The organism is Microbispora sp. CA-102843 (genome assembly GCF_050936215.1).
Classification (GTDB): Bacteria; Actinomycetota; Actinomycetes; order Streptosporangiales; family Streptosporangiaceae; genus Microbispora.
Genome location: NZ_JBNJNF010000001.1, coordinates 3,723,258 through 3,746,359 on the forward strand (window position 1 = coordinate 3,723,258; position 23,102 = coordinate 3,746,359).

Here is a 23,102-nt window from a genome sequence, read left to right on the forward strand (position 1 = left end):
CGAGTGATCGCCTCCTCTCTCAAGGTGATTTTGTGTTAACGCTAACAATCACCGCCCGTGGTCCGCCGTCGGACGACCCAGCTGAGACTCGCGAGAAATCGCACCACCAGACGCCGAGTCAACGACGAGGAGCCCCCCGAAATGACCACCCCCATCCACCGACGTGATCTGCTGCGCTGGGCCGCCCTGGCCGCCGCCACCCCACCCGCGCTCGCCCTGGCCTCCGCCGCAGGCCCGGGGACGGCCCAGGCCGCCGTCGCCCGCACCACGACGACGGCGAGCGCGGCCGGCGGCGACTTCCCCATTCCCTCCGGATGGCGCGTGCAGCCCTTCGCGAACGACAGGGTCAGATTGGGTGACTCCCTGTTCGCCACCAACCGCGACCGCATCCTGAACTTCCTGCGGGCCTATCCGGCCGACCGCATGCTGGCCAACTTCCGGGCCAACGCGGGGCTGGACACTCTCGGCGCGCAGCCGCCAGGCGGCTGGGAGGACGCCACCGGCAACCTGAGGGGCCACTACGCCGGGCACTTCGTCAGCGCCCTGGCCCTGGCGTACGCGGGCACCGGCGACGAGTTCTACAAGAACAAGGTCGACTACATGGTCACCGCGCTGGGCCAGTGTCAGGACGCCCTGGCCGCCAAGGTCGGGCAGCCCGCTCCGCCCTCGGCTCCGGTCGCCCGGGTGAACGGGAAGTTCGGGACCGCGATCAAGCTGAGCGGGCCCCAGTACGTGGCGCTGCCCTCGGGCGTCCTGAGCGGTCTCGGCGACTTCACCGTCGCCCTGTGGGTGAACCCCACGGCGATCAGCACCTGGTCGAGGATCTTCGACTTCGGCACCGGTACCACCCGCAACATGTTCCTGGCCCTGAGCGCGGGGTCGGCGCCGCGTTTCGCCATCACCACCAGCGGCAGCGGCGGTGAGCAGCGGATCAACGGCACCAAGCAGCTGTCCGCCAACGCGTGGAGCCATGTCGCGGTCACCCTGTCGGGCGGCACGGGAACGCTCTACGTCAACGGCGAGGCGGTCGGCACGAACACGGGCATGACCCTCAAGCCCTCCGACCTCGGCACGACCGGCAACAACTGGATCGGCAAGTCGCAGTACGGCGACCCGCTCCTGAGCGGGGCCGTCGACGAGTTCCAGATCTACGATCGCGCGCTGAGCGCGTCGGAGGTCCGGGCCCTGAACACCGCCGCGGACGGCGGCCTGGGCGGCGGGAACGTGGCCTGGTATCGGTTCGAGGAGGCCTCCGGGGAGACCGCGGCCGACTCCTCGGGCAAGGGGCGGGACGCCCGCCTGATCTCCGAGGCCACCGGAGCCCCCGGCCCGAGCCACCCCGGGTTCCTCGCCGCCTACCCGGAGACGCAGTTCATCCTGCTCGAGCAGGGTGCCACCTACCCCACGATCTGGGCGCCTTACTACACCTGCCACATGATCATGCGCGGGCTGCTCGACGCGTACCAGCACGCCGGCAACCAGCAGGCCCGCGAGATCGTCCTGAAGATGGGCGACTGGGTCCACAGCCGGCTGTCCAAGCTCTCCCGGGAGCAACTGGACAAGATGTGGACCACGTACATCGCGGGCGAGTACAACGCCATGAACGCCGTGATGGCCGACCTGCACGCGCTGACCGGCAAGCAGGAGTACCTCGAAACGGCCAAGTGCTTCGACAACACCGCGCTCAAGAACGCGACGATCGCGAACCAGGACACGCTGAACAGGAAGCACGCCAACCAGCACATCCCGCAGTTCATCGGGTATCTCTCGGTGTACGAGCAGACCGGTGATCGCGACTACCTGACCGCCGCCGTCAACTTCTGGGACATGGTCGTCCCGCACCGCACCTTCACCGACGGCGGCCTTTCGGGCCCGAGCGACAACGGCGAGCTCTTCGGGGCGCGCGACGTCATCGTGGGCGCGCTGGGCGCCAGCAACGCCGAGACGTGCGCGGTCTACAACATGCTCAAGCTGAGCAGGAGCCTGTTCTTCCACACCGGCGACCCGAAGTACATGCAGTACTACGAGCGGGGCCTCTACGGTCAGATCCTCGCCTCCCGGCGGAACGTCGACAGCACCACCGACCCGCTGGTGACCTACTTCATCCCGATGAGCCCGGGCTCGGTCAGGGGCTACGGCAACCTCGGCACCTGCTGCGGAGGCACCGGGCTGGAGAGCCTGACCAAGTTCCAGGACTCGGTGTACTTCAAGGCGGAGGACGGCTCGGCGCTCTTCGTAAACCTTTACATGGCCTCCGAGCTGAACTGGCCGGAGAAGGGTTTCAGGATCGCGCAGTCGACGAACTACCCGGCCGACCCTTCCGGCACGGTGACGCTCAGGGTCGACGGGTCGGGCCCGTTGGACCTGAAGCTCCGCGTGCCCTACTGGGTGGAGAAGGGCTTCACCGTGCGGGTCAACGGGGTCGTGCAGCGCCTCGGCGACGAACCGGACGGGTACGTCACAGTCAGCCGGACCTGGAAGCCCGGCGACGAAGTCAAGATCGCGATGCCGTTCAGCCTGCGGGTGGAGAAGGCGCTGGACGCCCCGTCGATCCAGAGCCTCGCCTACGGCCCGGTGCCGATGGTCGCTCTGAGCGACGAGACGAGCTACCGCGACTTCTCCTTCTACAAGGACCTCGGGCTCGACGGCGACCTGGCCAAGGCCATGACGCCCGCGGCGCCGATGACCTTCACGACTCACGGGCTGTCGCTGGTGCCCTTCTACATCGGGGACACCAAGCGCTACCACGCCTACTTCCAGAGGCAGGAGCCCGAGATCGTCTTCGGGAAGGTGGACTCCGGCGTGCCGAACCGGGCCAAGGACGACGGCACCACGTTCCTCGACGCCGTCTGGGAGCAGGCTCCGTTCGGCAACCGGGGCCGGTTCCAGTCGACGGTCGCCCACGCAGCCGAGGAGTGGGTCGCCGCCGGCCTGCTGTCGCCCGCGGAGAAGGACAGGGTCGTGTCCGCCGCCGCCCGGTCGAAGCTGAGCTAACGCCATCCGGGCGGGCGTGGACGCGCCCGCCCGGGGAAGTGGGACCTCCTGTGGCCCGACAGGAGGGGTGCCATGAGGTCGATCGCCCGCTGGATCGTGTCGCGGTTACGCCGCTACCGGCCCGATAGCAACCCGCTGCGCCGCCGTTCCGACATGATCGAGGCGGCGCTCGCGGTGGCGGCCCTGGCCGCCGTCCTGCTCGCCGCGTGGCCCGCGGCGCTGGCCGCTCGTACGGTGTACGACGGCGGCGTCGCGGCCGAGCGGGTCGGGCCGGGGGCACGACAGCTGGTCGAGGCGACCCTGATCGAGGCCACTTCGATCGAAGTCAATGTGATCGAGCACAGCTACGCCGTCCCGGCCAACGGCCGCGGGTTGCTCGCGGCGAGCCCGGCGCGGTGGACGCTGCCGTCCGGCGAGGTCCGGGAGGGCATGGTCCCGGCGGCGCTCCTCCTGCTCGACGGCCCGGGGAACGCGCGGCTGTGGGTGGACGCCGCGGGCCGGCCGGCCGCGCCGCCGCCGCAGCGGGCCGAGACGGTGACGAGGGCGGGACTGGCCGCCTTCGGCGTCGTGGCGGGCGCCGCCGCTCTGGCCTGGACCTGCTTCGCGCTCGCGCGTCACCGGCTGGACCGCAGGCGCTACCGCGAATGGGAGGCCGCCTGGGCGGCGGCCGACCAGAGGTGGCGCCGTCACCACATCTGAGCGCGCACAGGACCCCTGTGCCCACCGGGCCCCCGTGCTGCCAGACTTTTGCACCATGACGGAGAACGAGCCGCGGTCGCTGATTCCCAGCATGCGATTGGACGATCTGCTGGCGGAGTTGCAGTCGCGCCTGGAGGCGGTGCTGGCCACCCGGGACCGGGTGCACGCGTTGCTGGAGGCGGTCGTCTCGATCGGCAGCGACCTCGATCTGGAGGTGGTGCTGCGGCGCATCGTCGAGACCGCCACGACGCTGGTTGACGCGACGTACGGCGCGATGGGCGTGATCGGGGAGGAGAACACGCTCGTCCAGTTCGTTCCGGTGGGGCTGAGCGAGGAGGAGATCGCCAGGATCGAGCACTGGCCGCACGGGCTGGGCCTGCTCGGCCTGCTGATCAAGGAACCGCAGACGCTGCGGCTGTCGGACATCTCCCAGCACCCCGAGTCGTACGGCTTCCCGCCCGGGCACCCGCCCATGGGCAGCTTCCTCGGCGTGCCGGTCCGCGTCCGCGACGAGGTGTTCGGCAACCTCTACCTCACCGAGAAGCGCGGCGGCGGGAACTTCGACGAGGACGACGAGGCCATCGTGGTCGCCCTGGCCACCGCCGCCGGAGTGGCGGTCGAGAACGCCCGCCTGTACGAGGAGAGCCGCCGTCGCGAGACCTGGCTGCAGGCCTCGGCCGACATCACCACCCGTCTGCTGTCCGGCGCCGAACCGCAGGAGGTCCTCACGCTGATCGCCCGGCGCGCCCGCGAGATGGCCGACGCCGACGCCGTGGCGATCCTGCTGCCGCGCAAGGGCGGCGACACCCTTTACGCGGCCCTGGAGGACGGCGCCCTGGAGGACGGCGAGCCGGCGACGCGCCTGGCCGGCGACGACGTGCCGATCGAGGGCTCGCTGCCGGGCCGGGCGTTCCTGAGCGGCGAGCCCCTCATGCTGGACGACCCCGCCGGTGGGGACGTCCACCTCGCCCACGCCGGCGACCTGGAGGCGGGGCCGGTGGCGGCCGTGCCGCTGGGCGCGGCCGCCGGGGCGGTGCGCGGGGTGCTGGCCCTGGTCAAACGCTCGGGACGGATGCCGTTCAGCCACTCGGCGCTGCGCATGCTGCACGCCTTCGCCGGGCATGCGGCCGTCGCGCTGGAGCTGGCCGAGACCCGCAGGGACGCCGAGCGGCTCGGGCTGCTGGAGGACCGCGACCGGATCGCCAAGGACCTGCACGACGTGGTCATCCAGCGGCTGTTCGCGGTGGCCATGACGCTGATGAGTGCCGTGCGGCTGGTCGAGCGGCCGGAGGCGTCCTCCCGCCTGCAGAGCGCGATCGACGAGCTGGACATCACCATCCGGCAGATCCGCTCGACCATCTTCGCCCTGCAGACCCCGCGCGAGGACGCCTCGCCCAGCCTGCGCGCCCAGGTCGTCGATCTGGTCGAGAGCGCCCGCGGGCACCTGGGCTTCATGCCGGGCCTGAGCCTGGAGGGCCGGCTCGACAACGACGTGCCCGCCGAGGTCGCCGAGCATCTGCTCGCCGTCCTGCGCGAGGCGCTGTCGAACATCGTCCGCCACGCCAAGGCCGCACGCGCCGACGTCGCCGTCCAGGCCGGGGACGGGCGGCTGACCCTCGTGGTGGAGGACGACGGCGTCGGCATCCCGTCCGAGGGCCGCCGCAGCGGTCTGCGCAACCTCGCCGACCGGGCCGAACGGCTCGGCGGCGCCTTCACCCTCACGACCCCCGGCGCCGGCGGCACCCGCCTGGAGTGGAGCGTCCCGCTGGGCTGATCACCTCATGTTCTGCGAGATGTTGCAGGAGTTGCTGCCGGGGGCGCAGTACACACCCTGGCTCTTGATCTTCCCTGCGGACGTGACGCTGGACGACTGCGGGCCGCTCAGGAGCGAGGGCGTGTTGACGCCGTTGAGGTTCTGGATGTTCCTGCCGCGTCCCGACCTGTACTGCCTGGCGCTGGTCCGCGAGCCCCGGACCACCTGGTAACCGCGCGGGCCGGGCCTGGGCTTGGCCTTCGCCTTGGCTTTCGCCTTCCCAGCGGCCGCAGCCGCGGCGTGCGGTTTGCGGCGCAGCGGGGCGGAGGCCGCGTCCGCCGATTCCGGGACGGCGAGGCCGGCCAGCGAGACGACGAGCGCGGCCACCGCAAGCCGCCGCACCGCCGAGACGAGGTCGGTTCGGAGAACGTCCGCGCAGTGACGAGACACCTGGCAACCACCTGCCCGTTCTGGCGCCCATGCGCCCATGGACATAAGCGACATAGGGCATATGCCCGTGTCGCTGGGGCGCCGCCGGCGTCCTGGGGGATTCCGGCACGGATGATTACCCTGCCGGTGCGTCGCCCGCTCAGTCGTGGCGGCCGGCCTTGAGGCGGGCGGCGAGCGCGGCGGCCTGGGTGCGGCGCTGCATGTCGAGCTTGCTCAGCAGGTTGGACACGTAGTTCTTGACCGTCTTCTCGGCCAGGAACATCCGCTCGCCGATCTGCCGGTTGGTCAGGCCCTCGCCGATCAGCTCCAGGATCTGCCGCTCCTGGTCCGACAGCGCGGCCAGCGGGTCCTTCTTCGTGGCCTGGTCGCGCAGCCGGTGCAGCATGGCGGCGGTGGTCTGCGGGTCCAGCAGCGACTGGCCGCCGGCCACCGTGCGCACCGCGCCGACCAGGTCCGAGCCGTGGATCTGCTTGAGCACGTATCCGGCCGCCCCGGCCATGACCGCGTTGAACAACGCCTCGTCGTCGGCGTAGGAGGTCAGCATCAGGCAGGCCAGGCCGGGCACCTTCGAGCGGACCTCACGGCAGACGTCCACCCCGTCGCCGTCGGGCAGGCGCACGTCGAGCACCGCCACGTCGGGCCGCAGCGCGGGGATGCGGGCCACGGCCGACTCCGCCGTCCCCGCCTCGCCGACGACCTCGATGTCGTCCTCGGCGTCCAGCAACGCCGCCACCCCACGCCGTACGACCTCGTGATCGTCCACCAGGAACACCCGAATCATGTCTCTACGCTAAGGCGCGGGCGGGCCGAAGGTCCCGCGGGCCGGTGGCTTTCGCCCGGCGCCGCCGCCGGGGCCCGGGTGATCTGCTGGTGACATGGAGTGCGCTCCGCGCACGCGCCGCGGGCTGCGTGAGTGAGATGAAGCAGGAGATCGTGGTCGCCTACGACGGCACACGGCAGAGCCGGGCCGCGATCGAGTGGGCCGCGGCGGAGTGCCGGGTCCGCCACCGTGCGGGCGTCACGGTGTGCCAGGTGTGGGACGGCCCCTACCCGGAGCGCGCCGGGGCCGTCGCCGCCGAGGAGCGCCGCCTGGCGGGGCTGCGGCTGTTCGAGGGCGTACGGCTGGCCGAACGCCTGCTGCCGGGCCGCGAGGTCCGCCCTGTGCTCGTGCGGGGAGATCCCAAGGACACGCTGGTCAGCCTCAGCAGGAACGCGGCGATGCTGGTCCTGGGACACCGGAGCTTGAGCGGGCTGGCCGGGTTGCTGCGCGGCTCGGTCAGCGCGTACGCGGCGGCGCACGCCGCCTGCCCGGTCGTCGTGGTCGGCGCGCCGGCGTCCGCGCCGCCCGCCGGCGGGGTGGTGGTGGGGCTAGACGCGGCGCGGCAGGCCGATCCCGAGGCGGACTCCGCTCTGCGCTTCGCCGTGGAGGTCGCCCGCGGCAGGTCGCTGCCGCTGACCGCGGTGTACGCCACGAGAGGGCGTGAGCCGGAGGGCGAGCGGGCGCTGGCGCGGATCGTCGAGCCGTGGCGGCTGCGCTGCCGGGGCCGGCCCCCGATCGGGACCAGGGTCGTCGAGGCGCCGCCGCTGCCCGCCCTGGCGGCGTGCGCCCGGGAGGCGTGGCTGCTGGTGGTGGGCGCCCACGGAGCGGGAAGCCACGGAGCGGGAAGTCACGGAGCGGGGACTCACGGAGCGGGGACTCACGGGGCGGCGGCCCGGCTGCTCGGTTCGGTCGGGCAGGGTCTGCTGCGGCACGCCCACTGCCCGGTCGCGATCGTCCACCCGGCCCTCGTCTGGCCGATACCATGCGATATCCCGACAATCTGATCTGGAGTGATAATGTCCCGACCCGGTCTGGTGATCGGCGGATACACCCCCGACACGGAGGGGTCGGGTCCCGGCCTGACGAAGGCCCGGGCGCACGCGGACGGGCGGCTGGAGGCGGTGGCCGAGACGAGCGTGTCCGGGCCGTCGTTCGTCGTCGCCCACCCCCGGCTGCCGCTGCTGTACGCCGTGCTCGAACGCGCGGGGGACGGCGGTCTCGCGGTCTTCGCCGACGACCCGGCTCCCCGGCTGCTGGCCGAGCACTCCAGCGGCGGCTCACTGCCGTGCCACCTGGCGCTCGACCCGGAGGGCCGGTGGCTGGCGATCGCCAACTACGGCGACGGGACCGTGACGGCCTATCGGCTGGGCGAGGACGGGATGCCCGAGCCCGGCCCGCTGACGTTCCCGCACGAGGGCCACGGCCCCCACCCGGACCGGCAGGAGGGCCCGCACGCGCACCAGGCGGTCTTCGGGCCCGGCGGCGTGCTGCACGTGACCGACCTCGGCACCGACGAGGTGCGTCGCTTCCTGCCCGGCATGCGCCCGCACCCCGACGGTCCCGTACGGCTGGCGTCCGGCAGCGGCCCCCGGCACTTCCTGCACCACGAGGGCTACTGGTACGTCACCGGCGAGCTCGACGGCACCGTGCGCGTCTACGACGGCGAGTGGCGGGAGGCGGGCGCGGTGCGGACGAGCGGCGCCGAGGGGGAGAACCTGCCCTCCCACATCGCGTTGTCCGCCGACGGCCGCCACCTGTACGTCGCCAACCGGGGGCCGGACACCCTGGCCGTCTTCGAGGTGGACGGGCCCCGGCTCACGATGGCGGCCGAGGTGTCGTCGGGCGGAAGCTGGCCGCGCCACTTCGCGATCGACGGCGACCGCCTCTACGTCGCCAACCAGCGGTCGGACTCGGTCGCCGTGCTGGCGCTCAAGGACGGGCTGCCCGAGCTGGCCGGTCAGGCGCTGGCCGTCGGCACCCCCTCGTGCGTACTCGTCCGGTAGATCAGGGCACGCGGCCGGCGCCGCCGACGATCCACACCCGCTGGGCCTGCCCGGTGCTCTGCGGGACCTCCGGCCGCCACTGGCGGATGTAGACCAGGCCGGGGTCGACGAGTTCGGTGCCGTCGAAGAAGCGCAGCACCTTCTCCCGGTCCCGCGGCGCGTCGTCGGCCTGCGGCACGATCTGCCGGAACAGCTTGACGATCGGCCCGGCCAGCTCGGGACGGCTGTCGAAGACGGCGTGACCGATGGCCAGGTAGCTGTCCGGCGCGAGGTGGTCGCGCACGTGGGCCACGCACTTGTACGGCTCGGCGGCGTCGGGGAGGTACTGCAGCCGGGCCGGGATCAGCACCCCGACCGGCTGCTCGAAGTCGATGAGCCGGAGCATCTCGGGGTCGGCCAGCATCTCCGCCGGACGCAGGATGGAGCCGTCGACCACCCCGGTGCCGGGGTTGCGGGCGAGCATGGCCCGCGCGTGGTTGAGCACCACCGGGTCGTCGTCGACGTACACCACGCGGGCGTCGGGCGCGAGCTCCTGGGCGACCTCGTGGGTGTTGCGCCGGGTCGGCAGCCCGGACGCCACGTTGAGGAACTGCCGCACGCCCTGCTCGACGAGGAAGCGCACCACCCGCTCCAGGAACTCGCGGGTGTCCACGGCCATCGTCTTGACCTCGGGTGCTATGGACATCAGCCGCTCGGCGAACTCCCGGTCGGCGGCGAAGTTGTCCTTGCCTCCGAGCAGGTAGTCGCTCATCCGGGCGATGTTCGCGGTGCCGGTGTCGAGACCCGCCACCTTGGCGGGCCGCTCGCCCCCGCCCGGCTCCGTGCCGCCCAAACCGCCTCCCTCACTCACGATCGTCCGCCGGTCATTATCGTCTGCCGGTAAGTATCGCCTTAATCCCACCAGAACGACCAGGCATTCTGGCCCACGATCTGCTCGGCGTAGTCGGCCAGCGTGCCCGGGCCCTGCAGCACGCTGTCGGGGCAGAACGTCCAGTGCTCGGCCGCCACGTGCAGCGCGTGCGCGGGGGTGGCGGGCGGCGCGGCGACGCTGAGGTCCAGCGTGTTGAACCCCATGCCGACCACCCGGGCCCCGAACCGCTCCTCCCAGCTGCGCACGACGGCCGCCAGCGGCACGGTCCACTCGTTGTGGTGCAGCGCCCCCTGCCAGCCCATGGCGACCATCGCGTCGGCGCCGCGGTGCACCGCGGCGAGCCCGAGCGGCGTCATCCGCTCGGCCACCACGTCCGCGTACCAGTCGGCGACCACGTCGGGGTCGGCCACGAGCGCGGCGGGCGGCGCGATCCCCGGGCACTCGGCCCCGAACGGCGCGAGGTACGCCTCGTGGCCCAGCAGCAGGTCCTGCCACGCCTCGGCCATGAACCCGGCCGCGCTGTAGAGGTCGACATGGTGGGGCGAGTCCGGCGCGATCTGCCCGGCCGACCAGGGCTGCACGCCGTCCTCGAGCAGCACCGGCCACAGGCCCGACCGGGGGTGCTCGGCGCGCAGCCGGGCCCACAGCCCGGCCGGCACCGGCTCGTCGCTCAGCCAGAACGAGGGACGGTGATGGGTGCGCAGCTTGTCGTAGTCGGGGTCCGGCCACACGAGGGACCCGGACGGCAGGTCGACGGACAGCACCCGCCCCTCGCCGCCGTCGCCGAACAGCAGCTCCAGGCCCGTTGGGAGCCGCCGACGCTCGTGAACCGACATGCGCCAATAATGTCGGACCCGGCCTCGGCGCGTCCCGCGAGGGCGATCATTACGGGATGTCGAGCCGGCACAGTCCCTCGGCGAGAACCTTCGTGGTCAGGCGCGTCCTGCTGTCGCAGCCCAGCTTGGCGAAGATGTGCTCCAGATGGGTGGTCACGGTGCGCACGCTCAGGACGAGCGCGGCGGCGATCTGCGGGTTGGAGTCGCCCTGCGCGACCCGGGTGAGCACCTCGATCTCCCGCGAGGTCAGGTCGTACGGCAGGGCGCACGGGCGCTCGGCGATGACGGCCCCCTGGATGGAGCCGTGGAAGCCCACGCCGGCCCGGTGGAGGCGCAGCTCGCGCCACTGGCCCTTGCCGTCCAGCCACAGCCCCCGGCGCGACAGCTCGCGGGAGTCGATGAACGACCTGGCCAGCTCCGCCATCGCCGGCTCGGCCGCGAGCGTCTCCGACTGGGGCCACCCGGCCACGTCCCTGCGCCGCCCGCCCCGTTCGTACGCCACCGCGTGGAAGCCGGGCGGCAGGCCGAGCGGGTCGATGACGCAGCGGGTCATGTCGGTGAGGTGGGCCAGGGCGGGGGAGACCGCGCTGATCACCGCGGGCGCCTCGGGCGGCAGGTCCTCGCGGGAGCTGACGTGCAGCAGCCCGGTGTAGCGCCCGCCGGTCAGGAACAGCGGCGTCGTGATCCCCGCCCGCCAGCCGTACGGCTCCAGGTGGCGGCGGAAGTAACGCTCGGTGCCGGGGGAGCCCATGACGACCGGCGTGCGCAGCGACATGGCCCGGCGGTAGGCGTCGAGCCGGGCGTACTCCTCCGCGGCGTCGTCGTCCACCCGCGTGTACCCCGACGACACCAGCGACCGGTGCCGGCCGGTCGCCGGGTCGAACGCGACGAACTCATAGGCCTCCACGGGGATGACCTCGCCCAGCGCGGTCATCGCCCCATGCGCCCCCTGCCGGGCCACCTGGAAGCCCAGTTCGGCGACGGCGTGCAGGCTCCGCGCGCTGAGGCTGATTGCATCCATGGATCCTCCATGCTCAGCGTGCCGGGTAAAGGTTGCGCAAGGAATACGTAAAGTCTCCGATGCAGTCGGCGGCCCCGTTTCCTACCCTCACCCGCAATACGACGGAGAGGCGGAGGACCAGTGAGGGTCACGAGAAGCCGGGGGGCCGCCCTCGCTGTGGCGGCCATCATGCTGAGCGGCGGGTGCGGAGGAGGATCGTCGTCCGAGGGTGAGGGTGGCGGCAAGGGGGCGAACGCGTTCTCCGTCGCGCTGACGGAACCCGACCATCTCACCCCGGGCAACACCTCCAGCGACTACTCGATCTCGGTGCTGGACACGCTCTTCGAGACTCCGGTCTCGATCGACACCGCCAGCGGCAAGCCCGTGATGCGGGCGGCCGAGTCGGTGACCAGCACCGACCAGAAGGTCTGGACGATCAAGTTCAAGGCGGGGCAGAAGTTCAGCAACGGCGAGCCGGTCACCGCGCAGAGCTTCGCGGACTCCTGGAACGCCAGCGCGTACGGCCCCAACGGATGGACCAACAACTACTACTTCGCCAACATCGAGGGCTACGACAAGCTCAACCCCGAGAAGGGCGACCCGTCCACGGACAAGTTGAGCGGCCTCAAGGTGGTGGACGACACCACGCTTGAGGTGACCCTCACCGCGCCGTTCAGCCAGTTCCCGATCACGCTCGCCTACATCGCGTTCGCGCCGATGCCGAAGGCGGCGTTCACCGACCTCAAGGCGTTCGACCAGGCGCCGGTCGGCAACGGGCCGTTCGTGCTCGACGGCGCCTGGGAGCACAACAAGCAGATCAAGATCAAGCGGTCCCCGTCGTACGCGGGCGAGCGCAAGCCCAAGGCGGACGGCGTCACCTTCAAGATCTACGCCAGCCGCGACACGGCGTGGACCGACCTGCGGGCCGGCCAGGTCGACCTGATGACGACGGTCCCGCCGGCCAGCACGTCCGAGGCGAAGCGGCTGCTCGGCGACCGCTTCGTGCAGACCCCCGACGGCACGATGGACTACCTGGGCTTCCCGACCTTCGACAAGCGGTTCGCCAACGCCGACCTGCGCAAGGCGTTCTCCATGGCCATCGACCGGCAGGCCATCGTGGACGCGGTCTACGACGGCGCGTTCAAGCCGATGGCGTCACTGCTGGCGCCGCTGGTGCCCGGCTACCGGGAGAACGCCTGCGGCGAGGCGTGCACGTACGATCCCGCCAAGGCCAAGGCGCTGTTCGACAAGGCCGGCGGCTTCAGCGGCACGCTGAACCTGTGGTTCTCGAACGCCGACCCGAGCTACGAGCAGTGGATGACCGCCGTCGCCAACCAGCTGAAGCAGAACCTCGGCATCTCGGACATCAAGTTCCGCAAGATCCCGGCCGCCGACTACCTGTCGACCCTGCGCCAGCGCAAGGAGGACGGTCCGTACCGCAACAACTGGGTCATGGACTACCCCAGCCCCCAGGACTACCTCGAGTACATGTGGGGCGCGGGCAACCGGATGGGCTGGGAGAACAAGGAGTTCGACGACCTGATCAAGCAGGCGAACTCGGCGCCCAGCCTGGACGCCAGCCTGCCGCTCTACCAGAAGGCCGAGGACGTCGCGCTCGCCGACATGCCGATGATCCCGCTGTGGAACTGGCAGAGCCAGATCGGCTTCACCAGCCGGCTCAGCGGCGTCGACGTGAGCCCGTACGGCAAGAACCTGTACACGATCAGCGTGAAGCAGGGGTGACACAGGGGTGAGGTACGCCGCGCAGCGCCTGGCCCAGGCGATCCCGGTGTTCTTCGCGACCACCTTCCTGATCTACACGATGGTGTTCGCGCTGCCGGGCGACCCGATCCTGGCGCTCGCGGGCGACAAGCCGGTGCCCGCGCAGGTGCTCGCGGTCATGCGGGCGCGCTACCACCTGGACGACCCCCTGCTCGTCCAGTACGGCCGCTACATGCTCGGGGTGTTCCAGGGAGACCTGGGGGAGACCTTCACCGGCCAGCCGGTGAGCGAGCTCCTCCAGGACCGGTGGGCGGTCACCGCGCAGCTCGCGCTGACCGCCTGGGTCTTCGAGCTCGTCGTGGGCATCGGCCTCGGCGTCCTGGCCGGGCTGCGCCGCGGCGGGGCCGCCGACACGGCGGTCCTCGCCGGCACCACGTTCGTCATCGCGGTCCCGGTGTTCGTCGTCGGGTACACGGCCCAGATCGTGCTGGGCCTCAATCTGGGGTTGTTCCCGACCGCGGGAACCGACGAGGGCTGGCCGGGCAGCTACCTGCTGCCCGGCATGGTCCTCGGCTCGTTCGGCCTTGCGTACGTGGCCAGGCTCACCCGCACCTCCCTCGTGGAGAACCTGCGCGCCGACTACGTCCGCACGGCGACCGCGAAGGGCCTGTCCCGGCGGCGGGTGATGGGGCTGCACGCGCTGCGCAACTCGCTCATCCCGGTCGTGACCTACCTCGGCGTCGACTTCGGCAACCTCATGGCCGGGGCGGTCGTCACCGAGGGCATCTTCAACCTGCCCGGCATCGGCCAGCAGGTGTTCCAGTCCATCCAGCTCCAGGAGGGTCCCGTCGTCGTCGGCGTCGTCACCCTGCTCGTCATGATCTTCATCCTCGCCAACCTGGCCGTCGACCTGCTGTACGGCGTGCTCGACCCGAGGATCCGCCGTGCTCGCGCGTGACGCCTGGCTGGAACTGCGCGGCCGGGTGGTCTTCTGGTTCTCCGCGGTCGTCCTGCTGGTGGCCGTGGCGATGGCGGCCTTCCCCGGGCTGTTCGCCCGCCTCGGCCCCAATGAGGCCTGCGACCTGCGCATGTCCAAGCACGGCCCGGCGAGCGGCGCGCTGTTCGGGTACGACCTGCAGGGCTGCGACTACTGGTCGCAGGTCGTGCACGGCACCCGGGCGTCCATCGTGGTCGGCGTCTCGGTCACCGTCTTCGCCATGCTGATCTCCATCGCGCTGGGGCTGGTGGGCGGCTACTACGGGGGCGTCGCCGACGCGATCATCTCCCGGCTCACCGACGTGTTCTTCGGCATCCCGTTCGTGCTGGGCGCGACCGTCGTGCTGGTCGCCTTCCCCGACCACGGGATATGGGCGATGACGCTGGTCCTCGTGCTGCTCGGCTGGACGACCATGACCCGCCTGATGCGCGGCCAGGTCATCGCCGTCAAGGACATGGACTTCGTCGCCGCGGCCCGCATGCTGGGCGCGAGCGACCGCAGGCTCATGGTCCGGCACATCCTGCCCAACTCCATCGCGCCGGTCATCGTGGTGGCCATGTTGAACGTCGGGAACGTCATCGCGGGGGAGGCGACGCTCGACTACCTCGGCGTCGGCCTGCAGTACCCCGACGTGTCGTGGGGCCTGCAGCTGAACATCGCCCAGACGTTCTTCGCCGAGCACCCCCACCTGCTGGTCTTCCCCGCGCTGTTCCTCACCGCGACCGTGCTGAGCTTCCTCATGCTCGGCGACGTGGTGCGCGACGCCCTCGACCCCCGCCTGCGCTGAAACGTCAGGGATCCCAACTTGGACACGTAACGCGCACGCTTGATGACTCTCTGTCGGTTAGCGTACGCGGGTGACCTCCGAAACCCCCGTGGCCCGGCACGATCCGGGCGCCTTCGACCTCGCCAGGGACGCGGCCCCGGGCCTGCCGCTGACGCTGGTGGAGCAGTGGCGGGCGAGCGGCCGCACCGCCGCCGACGCCCGGCGCCTGCTCGGCTCGCACGTCACGACCGGATTCAGCGTGGTGTCCGACTCGGCCGGGCTGACGAAGCTGAGCAGGAGCCTCGGCCTGCTGGAGGTGCTCGCGCTCATCGACGGCCCGAAACGCGTCCTGCACGCGTACGGGACCGGCGCGGGCGGCCGGGCCGTGGGCGTCTGGGCGGCCGACAACGCACAGCTCTTCCATCCCGCCTCGACCGACGCGGGGACGCTGCTGTCGGCGCTGCTGCGGGCGCAGGACGAGATCGGGCGCACCTGCCGGATCCGCGTCGGCATCGGCGTCCACCACGGCGACTACTACGACCTGGACGGCGGTCTGTACGGCGCAGAGGCCGACGCGATCGAGCACCTCGCGGAGAACGACACCGAGGGCGGCGAGATCGCGATCACGGAGGCGGTGGCCGAGCGCCTGCCCGCTGACCACGGCTTCGTCCTGCGCCGCAAGGACGGACAGGACGGTCCTCTGGGCGCCGTCTACCGGGTGCTCGACGGCCCGCGCGCCGGCGACGCGGCGCCCCCCGCCGACGGGTGGTACCCCATCCCCTATCCGGAGGCCTTCTACGAGGACCTGCTGCGCCTCGACCCGCAGGACGCCGGGCTCGCCGCGACGCTCGCGGAAAAGCACCTGCGTGAGCGGACGGTGGTCCTGGTCGAGCGCGGCGAGGCCGGAGGAGAAGACGGGGCCGATGTTCCGGAGGTCACGCTCCTGCGCGGGCTGGACCTGTCGGCCCGCATGCGGGAGACCGGGCTGCGCCTCCTGCCCGGGGAGGGTGCCGTCGAGGTCAAGGTCGCCGGTCCGCTGGCCATCTATCTGTTCGACGACCCAGGCCCCGCCGTGCCCTTCGCCCTGGGGCTGCGCGCCGCCCTGGCCGAAGCCGGGATGACCTGCCGCGTAGGGCTGGACAGCGGGCCGGTGCTGTCCGGGCGGACGCCGGACGGGGGCCGCGACCTGGCCGGCGCGCCGGTGAACCAGGCCTCCAAGATGGCCCAGGACCTCGCCCCGCCGGGGGCCGTCTGCCTCAGCGAGGCGGTCGCCGCGCATGCCGACCTGGGTGGGTTCACCCTCGTCCGCCACACCGTCTCCGGCGTGGACATGACCTTCTACCAGGGCTGACCGTTTCTACGACGGTGCGACTTCTACGACGGCGCGACGAGCAGCCGGTCGAGGACGCGGACGCCGAACTCCAGGCCCTCGACCGGCACGCGCTCGTCGAGGCCGTGGAACATGCCGAAGTAGTCGAGGTCCGGCGGCAGCATCAGCGGCGCGAAGCCGTACCCCCTGATGCCGATCCTGGCGAACCACTTGGCGTCGGTGCCGCCGGTCATGACGTACGGCACCGGCCTGCCGGCGGGATCCTCGGCGCGCAGGGCGGCGGTGAGCTCGTCGAACAGGCCCTCGGCCGGGGAGGAGACGGCCTCCTCGAAGCTGACGAACTCGCGGATGACCTTCGGGCCGAGCAGCCGGTCGACGGTCTCCAGGAACTCGTCGCGCTGCCCCGGCAGGAAACGGCCGTCCACGTGGGCCTCGGCCGTGCCGGGGATGACGTTGACCTTGTATCCCGCGTCGAGCATGGTCGGGTTGGCGGAGTTGCGCAGCACGCCCTTGAACAGGGCGGCCGCGCGGGGGATGCGCTCGATCTCCTCCTCCAGCCGGTCGACGTCGATCGCCCGGCCGAGCGCCCGCGACAGCTCCTCGATCAGCCTGGCGACCTCGGGCGTCAGCCGTACCGGCCAGGTGTGGTCGGCGAGGCGCGCGAGGGCCCGGGCGAGCTCCGCGACGGGGTTGTCCACGGCGGGCTTGGACCCGTGACCCGGCACGCCGCGGGCGGTCAGGCGCATCCAGGCGGTGCCGCGCTCCCCGACGGCCACCGGGTAGATGCGGACGTCGCCCTCATACCAGGAGAAGCCGCCGGACTCGCTGATCGCCTCCGTGCAGCCGTCGAACAGGTCGCGGTGCCGCTCGACCGCGTGGCCCGCGCCGTACTCGCCGGTGGACTCCTCGTCGGCGAGGAACGCCAGCACGAGGTCGCGCCTGGGGCGCACGCCCCTGCGCGCGTTCTCGCGGGCCCAGGCGAGGGTCATGGCGAGCGTGCCCTTCATGTCGACCGCGCCCCGGCCGTGCACGCAGCCGTCCTCGATCTCTCCCGAGAACGGGTGCGTACGCCATTCGGCGGGGTCGGCGGGCACGACGTCGAGGTGCCCGTGCAGGAGCAACGCGTCGGGGCTGTCGCCGGGGATGCGGGCCACCACGCTGGTGCGGCGCGGCGCCGACTCGAACACCAACGGCTCGATGCCGACCTCGGCGAGCAGGGACGCCACGTATTCGGCGGCCCGCCGCTCGCCCGGCCCGTCGCCGGACCCGTCGTTGGTGGTGTCGATCCGCAGCAGTTCCGAGCAGATCGTCGCGACCTCGCTCATGCCACCTCCTCGCCCTGACGCAGGGTCAGCGGTGGAACCTCGGGCGTCGGAAAGCCGAAGACGATCCCGTAGAACGCCAGCTCGGCCTCCAGGGCCCGGACGATGGTCTCCTCACGCCGCCATCCGTGCTGTTCCCCCTCGAACGTGAGGTACGCCCACCGGTGTCCATGACGGGCCAGCGCGGCGGCGAAGCGCTCCGACTGCGCCGGATCGACCACCTTGTCCTCCAGGCCGTGCAGGAGCAGGGCCGGGCCGGACGCCCGTTCGGCGTGCAGTTCGGGCGACCTGTCCGCGTAGCGCTGCCGGGTCTCGGGCAGCGGGCCGATCAGCCCGTCGAGATAGCGCGACTCGAAGTCGTGCGTCTCCGCCGCCCAGTGCTCGGGGTCGGAGATGCCGTAGTGGGACACCGCGCCGCAGAAGACGTCGCTGTGGACGAGCGCGGCCATCGACGTCCAGCCGCCCGCGCTGCCGCCCCTGATCGCCACCTTCCGCGCCCGCCCGCTGTCCAGCAGCCACCGCGCCACCGTCTCGCAGTCGCGCACGTCCACCACGCCCCAGCTGTGGCGCAGCCGCTCGCGGTAGGCCCGGCCGTAGCCGGTGGAGCCGCCGTAGTTGACCTCGGCGACGCCGATCCCCCTGCTGGTGAAGTACGCGATCTCCAGGTCGAGCACCGGCGGGGCCGAACTCGTCGGCCCGCCGTGCACGAACACCACGTACGGCGCGGGCCCGTCGCCCGCCGGGGTGTACAGGTGCGCGTGGACCCCCTCGACGGTCACCGCCTCGGGCGTGGGCAGCTCGGCGTCCTCGGGCACGGGCTTGCCAGGGGACAGCACCTCGTGCGCCCCCGTGTCCAGGTCGACCCGCACCACCTCGTACGGCCGGTGGGGCGAGGCCGCGACGCCCACGACGTGGGAGCCGCGGGCCGACAGGGCGGGCGCCCAATAGGTGTAGCCGCCGCCGGCGTCGCGGATGGAACCGGCCGCCGCACCGGCAGGCACAGGGGTGTCGACGATCCCGAGCCGCCGCTCGTCGGCCGTTCCGTACACGGTCGCGATCCGCCCGTCCGCGACGGCGAAGAACGTTCCGCCGATCTTCCAGGTGGCGTCGCCGAACTCCAGCGGCACCGGAGTCAGGTCGCGCGTCGTGCCGTCCAGGCCGACCAGGTGGATGTTCCACCAGCCGGTGGGGTCGCTGACGGCGTACAGGCTCTGGTCGTCGCGCCACTCGGCCTGGCAGGTGGACGCGCCGGACAGCAGGACGCGGTGGGGACCGCCGTCCACAGAGCCGACGCAGAGCTCGGTGGCGTCCCAGGGCATGTCCGGGTGGTTCCAGCCGATCCAGGCGAGCGACCGCCCGTCCGGAGAGACGCGCGGGTTCATCAGGAAATGATGGGTTCTCGCCACGCTGCGCAGGGGAGAGCCGTCGAGCGGCACCGCGACGATGTCGCGCTCCCCGCTGCGGGCGTCGCCGCGCTCGCGCACGCACCACACCTCGCCGCCGTGGACGACGAGGTCGGCGTAGCGGGCGGGGCCCTCGGGGGTGAGCGGGACCGGCTCCTCGCCGGGGGAGCACAGGTAGATGCGGCCGTCCGCCCAGTTGGTGAACACCAGACGGCCCTCGTGCGCCCGCCAGGACCGCCCGCCGTACTCCATGACCCGGTTCCTGGCGTTCCAGCCCTGCGGGAGCACGTCCTCGATCACGCCGTCGGCCCTGCGCCGGACCACGCAGCGCCGGCCGCCCTCCCGCGGGCGCGGCTCGTCCCACCAGACCTCGTCTCCCGAGATCTCCAGCCACAGCGGACGGTCGTCCACCCGCGCGACGTCGACGGCCCGAATGGTCACCAGTTCCCCCCGGAGTCTGGAAGCGGAGTGCCGGAGGGATGCACGATGTGCGCGATCCCCCCGCTGCTCGTGGCGCGCAGCCAGACGCTCTCGAACGCCGCGCGCGGGTACACCCGCCGCACGTCGTCGTCGTCCGGCGCGGCCGGATCGTTCGCGATCACGTCGCCCTCCGCCGTGAACCCGGTGACGACCATGATGTGCCCGCCGGTGGAGTATCCGGCACCGGGAAGCTCGTGATCGCGGAACGCCTGTGAGGTGATCACCGGGATCCCGGCGGCGATGAACCGCTCCAGCTCGGCCAGCGAGCGCAGTCGCGTGACGAAGCCGTCCAGCCCGTACCGCCCGGCGTACGCGACGCCGAAGGGCCAGTTGCCGGTGCCCTGGTAGCTGTGGTCGTACATGTCGCGCGCGGCGTGGTCGACCGCCGGGCACGGGTCGCCGGGGGAGACCCAGGCGAGGTCGGCCGGGGCGGGCCCCAGCCCCCAGTAGCCCAGCACCATCGTGAACGACGCGGGACTGCACCAGGACTCCCCGCCGCCGTCCCACTGCGGATAGTGCCCCACATGGACCTTCTGCGAACGGCGCGGCACGTCGAGCTCGACCGGCCGCAGCCCCGGCGGGCCGCCTCTGCCCGCCTGCCCCACGGCCGAGGCCATCACGGTGAGCGAACGCACGCCGCCGCCGCTGCCGTACAGGGTGGCGCGTACGCGGTAGGACGTGACGGGGCGGGCGGCGACGAAGGTGTCCACGGCGACGTCCCCGTCGGCGTCTCCCTGGCCGGGCAGCGACGTGCGGTGGATGTCGGCGTCGGTCTCGGCCCACCGGCCCATGACGTACCACTTGGTGAGGGCGCCGGTGACGGTCCGCGCCTGAACCTCGATCTCCAGCCAGGCGCCGGGCGGCGCGACGGCCGTCCACGACGGCACCAGTTCGGTGGCCGCGAAGCCGATCTCCCGCTCCGGGGACGTCCAGCGGATGTAGGGCCACTCCCGCTCGCCGCCGGGCGCGAACGGATCCAGATATTTCGCCGTCCCCGTCTCCCGGGCCTCGACGGACCACCGGTGGAGGACGACGGGGCTCACCTCGGGGCTCGGTTCGGCCGACAGCAGGGTGACCACCTCGCCGATTGTTGTTACCGCCCCGACCTGGCACATCGGATGGTTTACGTATCCGACACATGGGACGCTACGCCATCGGCGACCGTGCTCGATCCGTCCGCAGGGCCTGTGGTAGATCGGTAGGCGTGCCCACGCGCCGCCTCGTCGGAAGGGGAACCGCCGTGCATGTCGTGTTCGTCCACGGAGCCTGCGTAGAGGCCGTCGCGGGGGCGCACGACCGCCTGGTGCGGCAGAGCGCCGCCGTCACCGTGCGTCCGGTCGGCGCCGCCGCCCGCCGACCTGGTCCTCGGCCTCGCCCTGCCCCAGGAGTAGGGCCAGAAGTAGGGACCTCAGAGATAGAGGCCGGTGTCGGCGGGCGGCTCCGGAGCGGCGGCCGGGCGGCCGTCCCGCAGGGCGAACAACTCGGCCAGCGTGGCGCCGCCCGCGCCGGCACCCGCGCCGCCCAGCCACTCGGCCGCCTGCCCGGCGTCGAACCGGCCGACCTCGATCTGCGCCAGGCACCGTCCGGGCCGTACGACGGCCGGATGGAGCCTGCTGAGGTCCTCGTTGGTCGTGATGGCCACGAGCACATCCCTGCCCTGGCCGAGCAGCCCGTCGGTCAGGTTGAGCAGGCGTGACAGGCCCTGGCCCGTCGACTGCTTGGCCTCGGCGCGGATCAGTTCGTCGCAGTCCTCCAGGACGAGCAGCCGCCAGCGCGGCTCCTCGTCCTCGCCCGGGCCGTCCCAGCCGACGGCGACGTCCATCAGGTAGCCCGGGTCGTTGAACAGCAACTCGGGGTCGAGCACGCAGTCGACCTGGCACCAGGACGCCCACTCGCGCGCGAGCGTGCGCAGCAGCGTCGTCTTGCCGGTGCCGGGCGGACCGTGCAGCAGGACCAGCCGGCCCGTCACATCGGCCGCGGTCGTCGCCATGAGGGCGTCCAGGCGGCCGACGGTGGCCGTGGGGTAGTTCCTCCTGATCTCCCGCCAGGAGGAGGTCGTGATGGGCTTGGCGGAGCGGTGCGGCCCGTGGCTCGACCTCCACCAGAAGCCCATCCGCACGTGGTCGGCGTCGGGGGCCGCCTCCTCCGCGTTCCTGGTCGCCTGCTCCAGGACAGACCCGGCCAGTTCCTCGCTCACCGCCGTGGCGGTGAGCGTCGCCGACCGGTTCGAACTGCGGACCACCCGAAGCGTCCATCCCTCGCCCGCGATCAGCCGGGTCTCGTATCCGTCGGTGTGCTGGGCGACGCGCAGCAGCCGGCCGCCCTCGGCGGTCAGCGGGGCGTCGGCGCGCACCCGGCCGAGGCTGGTGGTGCGGGACCAGGGCTGCTCGCCGGTCGCGAACGGCGACAACGCCATGGCGTCGATGACGTCGGCCGGGCTGTCGGTGTCGTCGAGCCAGATCCGCATCGGCACCGGCGGCGGGGGCGTGGAGTGAGGAGAGAAGTCGACCTCCTTGACAACGGACATACAGTGATGATCTCGGCGTACGACCGGCTCTGTCGAATGGATTTATGGGCCCATTCAGTTTGCTTGCCGTTTAAGCAGTTTCATATGGGCAAAAGGCAGTATCTGCTGGGGCGTTACCGCTACGCTCGGTGTCCAGTCGTACGGTTTTCAACGGAGAGCACTGTGGCCATCGATCTCGTGTCCCGCGCTGAATGGGGCGCGCGTCCTCCCAGGGGCTCGTACTCGTCGCTGGCCTCCACGCGGGGAGTGAAGGTCCACTACACCGGCGGCCGGGTGGACCCGGGCATCGTCACCGATCACGCCAAGTGCGTGGCGATGGTGAAGTCGATCCAGAACTTCCACATCGACGGCAACGGCTGGATCGACATCGGCTATTCGATGGTGGCCTGTCCGCATCGCAAGGTCTTCGTCGGGCGCGGGCCGGGACACCTGCCGGCCGCCAACGGCCCCGGCCTGAACTCCGGCCACTACGCCGTACTCGGTCTCGTCGGCAACGCCGGCCTGATCCAGCCGACCGACGGCATCCTGCACGCGATCCTGGACGCGGTCGAGTACCTGCGCGCCAAGGGCGGCGCGGGCAAGGAGATCAAGGGCCACCGCGACGGCTACTCCACCGACTGCCCCGGCGACCCGCTGTACGCCTGGATCAGGAAGGGCGCGCCGCGTCCCGGCACCACCCAGCCGCAGCCGGATCCCGAACCGGAGCCCACGCAGAAGTGGCCCGGCCGCCTGCTCAGGTATCCGCCCGTGATGCGCGGCGACGACGTGCGCACCTGGCAGGCCCGGATGAAGGCGCTCGGCTACGACATCGTCGTGGACGGCGCGTACGGGCCGGACTCCCAGGACGTGTGCCGCAGGTTCCAGAAGGACAGGCACCTCGACGTGGACGGCGTCGTCGGCCCCGAGACCTGGAACGCCGCGTTCGCCGCCAAGTCCTAGCCGCCAGGTGCTGGGGAACCGGGGTCACCAGGTGACGCCTGGGCTCTCCACGCCGCCGAAGGCCGGCGCGCCCGTCTTCCTCCATCGTCCCAGCCCTCCCGCCCATGACCGAGATCACAATGCTGAGGAAGATCACGGCCGTGCTCCGGTCGGCGTTGTCCACAGACCGGGACCCCGGGGCCCCGCGGTC

General features: G+C 71.8%; 19 protein-coding genes. 10 read left to right on the forward strand and 9 right to left on the reverse strand.

Annotated features, from left to right (window positions below):
• The first annotated feature begins 141 nt into the window (after positions 1–141).
• The 3 genes from ACQEVJ_RS17430 (at position 142) to ACQEVJ_RS17440 (ending at position 5,467) form a co-directional block, all read left to right on the forward strand.
• Complete coding sequence (locus ACQEVJ_RS17430; protein WP_433102152.1) at positions 142–2,994, forward strand: beta-L-arabinofuranosidase domain-containing protein; 2,853 nt, start codon at positions 142–144, stop codon at positions 2,992–2,994.
• Positions 2,995–3,066: 72 nt separating this feature from the next.
• Complete coding sequence (locus tag ACQEVJ_RS17435; protein WP_433102154.1) at positions 3,067–3,693, forward strand: Rv1733c family protein; 627 nt, start codon at positions 3,067–3,069, stop codon at positions 3,691–3,693.
• A 55-nt stretch (positions 3,694–3,748) separates the two neighbouring features.
• Positions 3,749–5,467 carry a GAF domain-containing protein gene (locus ACQEVJ_RS17440; RefSeq protein WP_433102156.1) on the forward strand — a complete coding sequence of 573 codons (1,719 nt, stop codon included), beginning with the start codon at positions 3,749–3,751 and terminating at the stop codon, positions 5,465–5,467.
• Here the strand turns inward: ACQEVJ_RS17440 and ACQEVJ_RS17445 are convergent, their stop codons facing one another.
• Positions 5,468–5,896: a hypothetical protein gene (locus ACQEVJ_RS17445; RefSeq protein WP_433102158.1), complete on the reverse strand. Its 429-nt coding sequence runs from the start codon at positions 5,894–5,896 to the stop codon at positions 5,468–5,470.
• 139 nt (positions 5,897–6,035) lie between these two features.
• Positions 6,036–6,677 (reverse strand): response regulator transcription factor, encoded by a 642-nt coding sequence (locus ACQEVJ_RS17450; RefSeq protein ID WP_433102160.1) that lies wholly within the window; start codon positions 6,675–6,677, stop codon positions 6,036–6,038.
• A 137-nt stretch (positions 6,678–6,814) separates the two neighbouring features.
• Between ACQEVJ_RS17450 and ACQEVJ_RS17455 the strand changes: the two genes are divergently transcribed.
• Positions 6,815–7,720, forward strand: coding sequence for a universal stress protein (locus ACQEVJ_RS17455; RefSeq protein ID WP_433102162.1), 906 nt, complete (start codon positions 6,815–6,817; stop codon positions 7,718–7,720).
• Between the two features lie 12 nt (positions 7,721–7,732).
• Entirely contained in the window at positions 7,733–8,719 is a 987-nt protein-coding gene (locus ACQEVJ_RS17460; RefSeq protein ID WP_433102164.1) for a lactonase family protein, read from the forward strand.
• Position 8,720: 1 nt separating this feature from the next.
• Here the strand turns inward: ACQEVJ_RS17460 and ACQEVJ_RS17465 are convergent, their stop codons facing one another.
• From ACQEVJ_RS17465 to ACQEVJ_RS17475, 3 genes are read right to left on the reverse strand one after another with little or no spacing between them, the layout of a single operon-like run.
• Positions 8,721–9,551, reverse strand: a complete 831-nt coding sequence (locus ACQEVJ_RS17465; protein WP_433102166.1) for an SAM-dependent methyltransferase — start codon at positions 9,549–9,551, stop codon at positions 8,721–8,723.
• Positions 9,552–9,610: 59 nt separating this feature from the next.
• Positions 9,611–10,426, reverse strand: a complete 816-nt coding sequence (locus tag ACQEVJ_RS17470; RefSeq protein ID WP_433102168.1) for a DUF4253 domain-containing protein — start codon at positions 10,424–10,426, stop codon at positions 9,611–9,613.
• A gap of 49 nt (positions 10,427–10,475) precedes the next feature.
• A complete protein-coding gene (locus tag ACQEVJ_RS17475; protein WP_433102170.1) occupies positions 10,476–11,447 on the reverse strand; it encodes a response regulator transcription factor in 972 nt (323 codons plus the stop codon).
• A 120-nt stretch (positions 11,448–11,567) separates the two neighbouring features.
• On the opposite strand from ACQEVJ_RS17475, the gene ACQEVJ_RS17480 reads away from it, so the two are divergent.
• The 4 genes from ACQEVJ_RS17480 (at position 11,568) to ACQEVJ_RS17495 (ending at position 16,262) form a co-directional block, all read left to right on the forward strand.
• Positions 11,568–13,169 carry a peptide ABC transporter substrate-binding protein gene (locus tag ACQEVJ_RS17480; RefSeq protein ID WP_433102172.1) on the forward strand — a complete coding sequence of 534 codons (1,602 nt, stop codon included), beginning with the start codon at positions 11,568–11,570 and terminating at the stop codon, positions 13,167–13,169.
• A 7-nt stretch (positions 13,170–13,176) separates the two neighbouring features.
• The gene (locus ACQEVJ_RS17485) at positions 13,177–14,106 is read left to right on the forward strand and encodes an ABC transporter permease (protein WP_433102174.1); all 930 of its coding nucleotides are present in this window, start codon (positions 13,177–13,179) and stop codon (positions 14,104–14,106) included.
• Positions 14,093–14,932, forward strand: coding sequence for an ABC transporter permease (locus ACQEVJ_RS17490; protein ID WP_433102176.1), 840 nt, complete (start codon positions 14,093–14,095; stop codon positions 14,930–14,932). The genes ACQEVJ_RS17485 and ACQEVJ_RS17490 overlap by 14 nt, the downstream gene beginning before the upstream one ends.
• A gap of 70 nt (positions 14,933–15,002) precedes the next feature.
• Positions 15,003–16,262 carry a hypothetical protein gene (locus ACQEVJ_RS17495; RefSeq protein ID WP_433102178.1) on the forward strand — a complete coding sequence of 420 codons (1,260 nt, stop codon included), beginning with the start codon at positions 15,003–15,005 and terminating at the stop codon, positions 16,260–16,262.
• A gap of 23 nt (positions 16,263–16,285) precedes the next feature.
• On the opposite strand, the gene ACQEVJ_RS17500 is transcribed toward ACQEVJ_RS17495, so the two are convergent.
• From ACQEVJ_RS17500 to ACQEVJ_RS17515, 4 genes are all read right to left on the reverse strand, one after another.
• Entirely contained in the window at positions 16,286–17,566 is a 1,281-nt protein-coding gene (locus ACQEVJ_RS17500) for a M20/M25/M40 family metallo-hydrolase (RefSeq protein ID WP_433102180.1), read from the reverse strand.
• Positions 17,563–19,407 carry a S9 family peptidase gene (locus ACQEVJ_RS17505; RefSeq protein WP_433102182.1) on the reverse strand — a complete coding sequence of 615 codons (1,845 nt, stop codon included), beginning with the start codon at positions 19,405–19,407 and terminating at the stop codon, positions 17,563–17,565. The genes ACQEVJ_RS17500 and ACQEVJ_RS17505 overlap by 4 nt, the downstream gene beginning before the upstream one ends.
• On the reverse strand, positions 19,404–20,525 hold the full coding sequence (locus tag ACQEVJ_RS17510; RefSeq protein WP_433102184.1) for a C39 family peptidase: 1,122 nt from the start codon (positions 20,523–20,525) through the stop codon (positions 19,404–19,406). Before ACQEVJ_RS17510 ends, ACQEVJ_RS17505 begins: the two co-directional genes overlap by 4 nt.
• Positions 20,526–20,854: 329 nt before the next feature.
• A complete protein-coding gene (locus ACQEVJ_RS17515; RefSeq protein ID WP_433102186.1) occupies positions 20,855–21,973 on the reverse strand; it encodes a DUF5925 domain-containing protein in 1,119 nt (372 codons plus the stop codon).
• A gap of 162 nt (positions 21,974–22,135) precedes the next feature.
• Here ACQEVJ_RS17515 and ACQEVJ_RS17520 point away from each other — a divergent pair, with 162 nt between their 5' ends.
• Positions 22,136–22,912 (forward strand): peptidoglycan recognition protein family protein, encoded by a 777-nt coding sequence (locus ACQEVJ_RS17520; protein ID WP_433102188.1) that lies wholly within the window; start codon positions 22,136–22,138, stop codon positions 22,910–22,912.
• Positions 22,913–23,102: the final 190 nt, after the last annotated feature.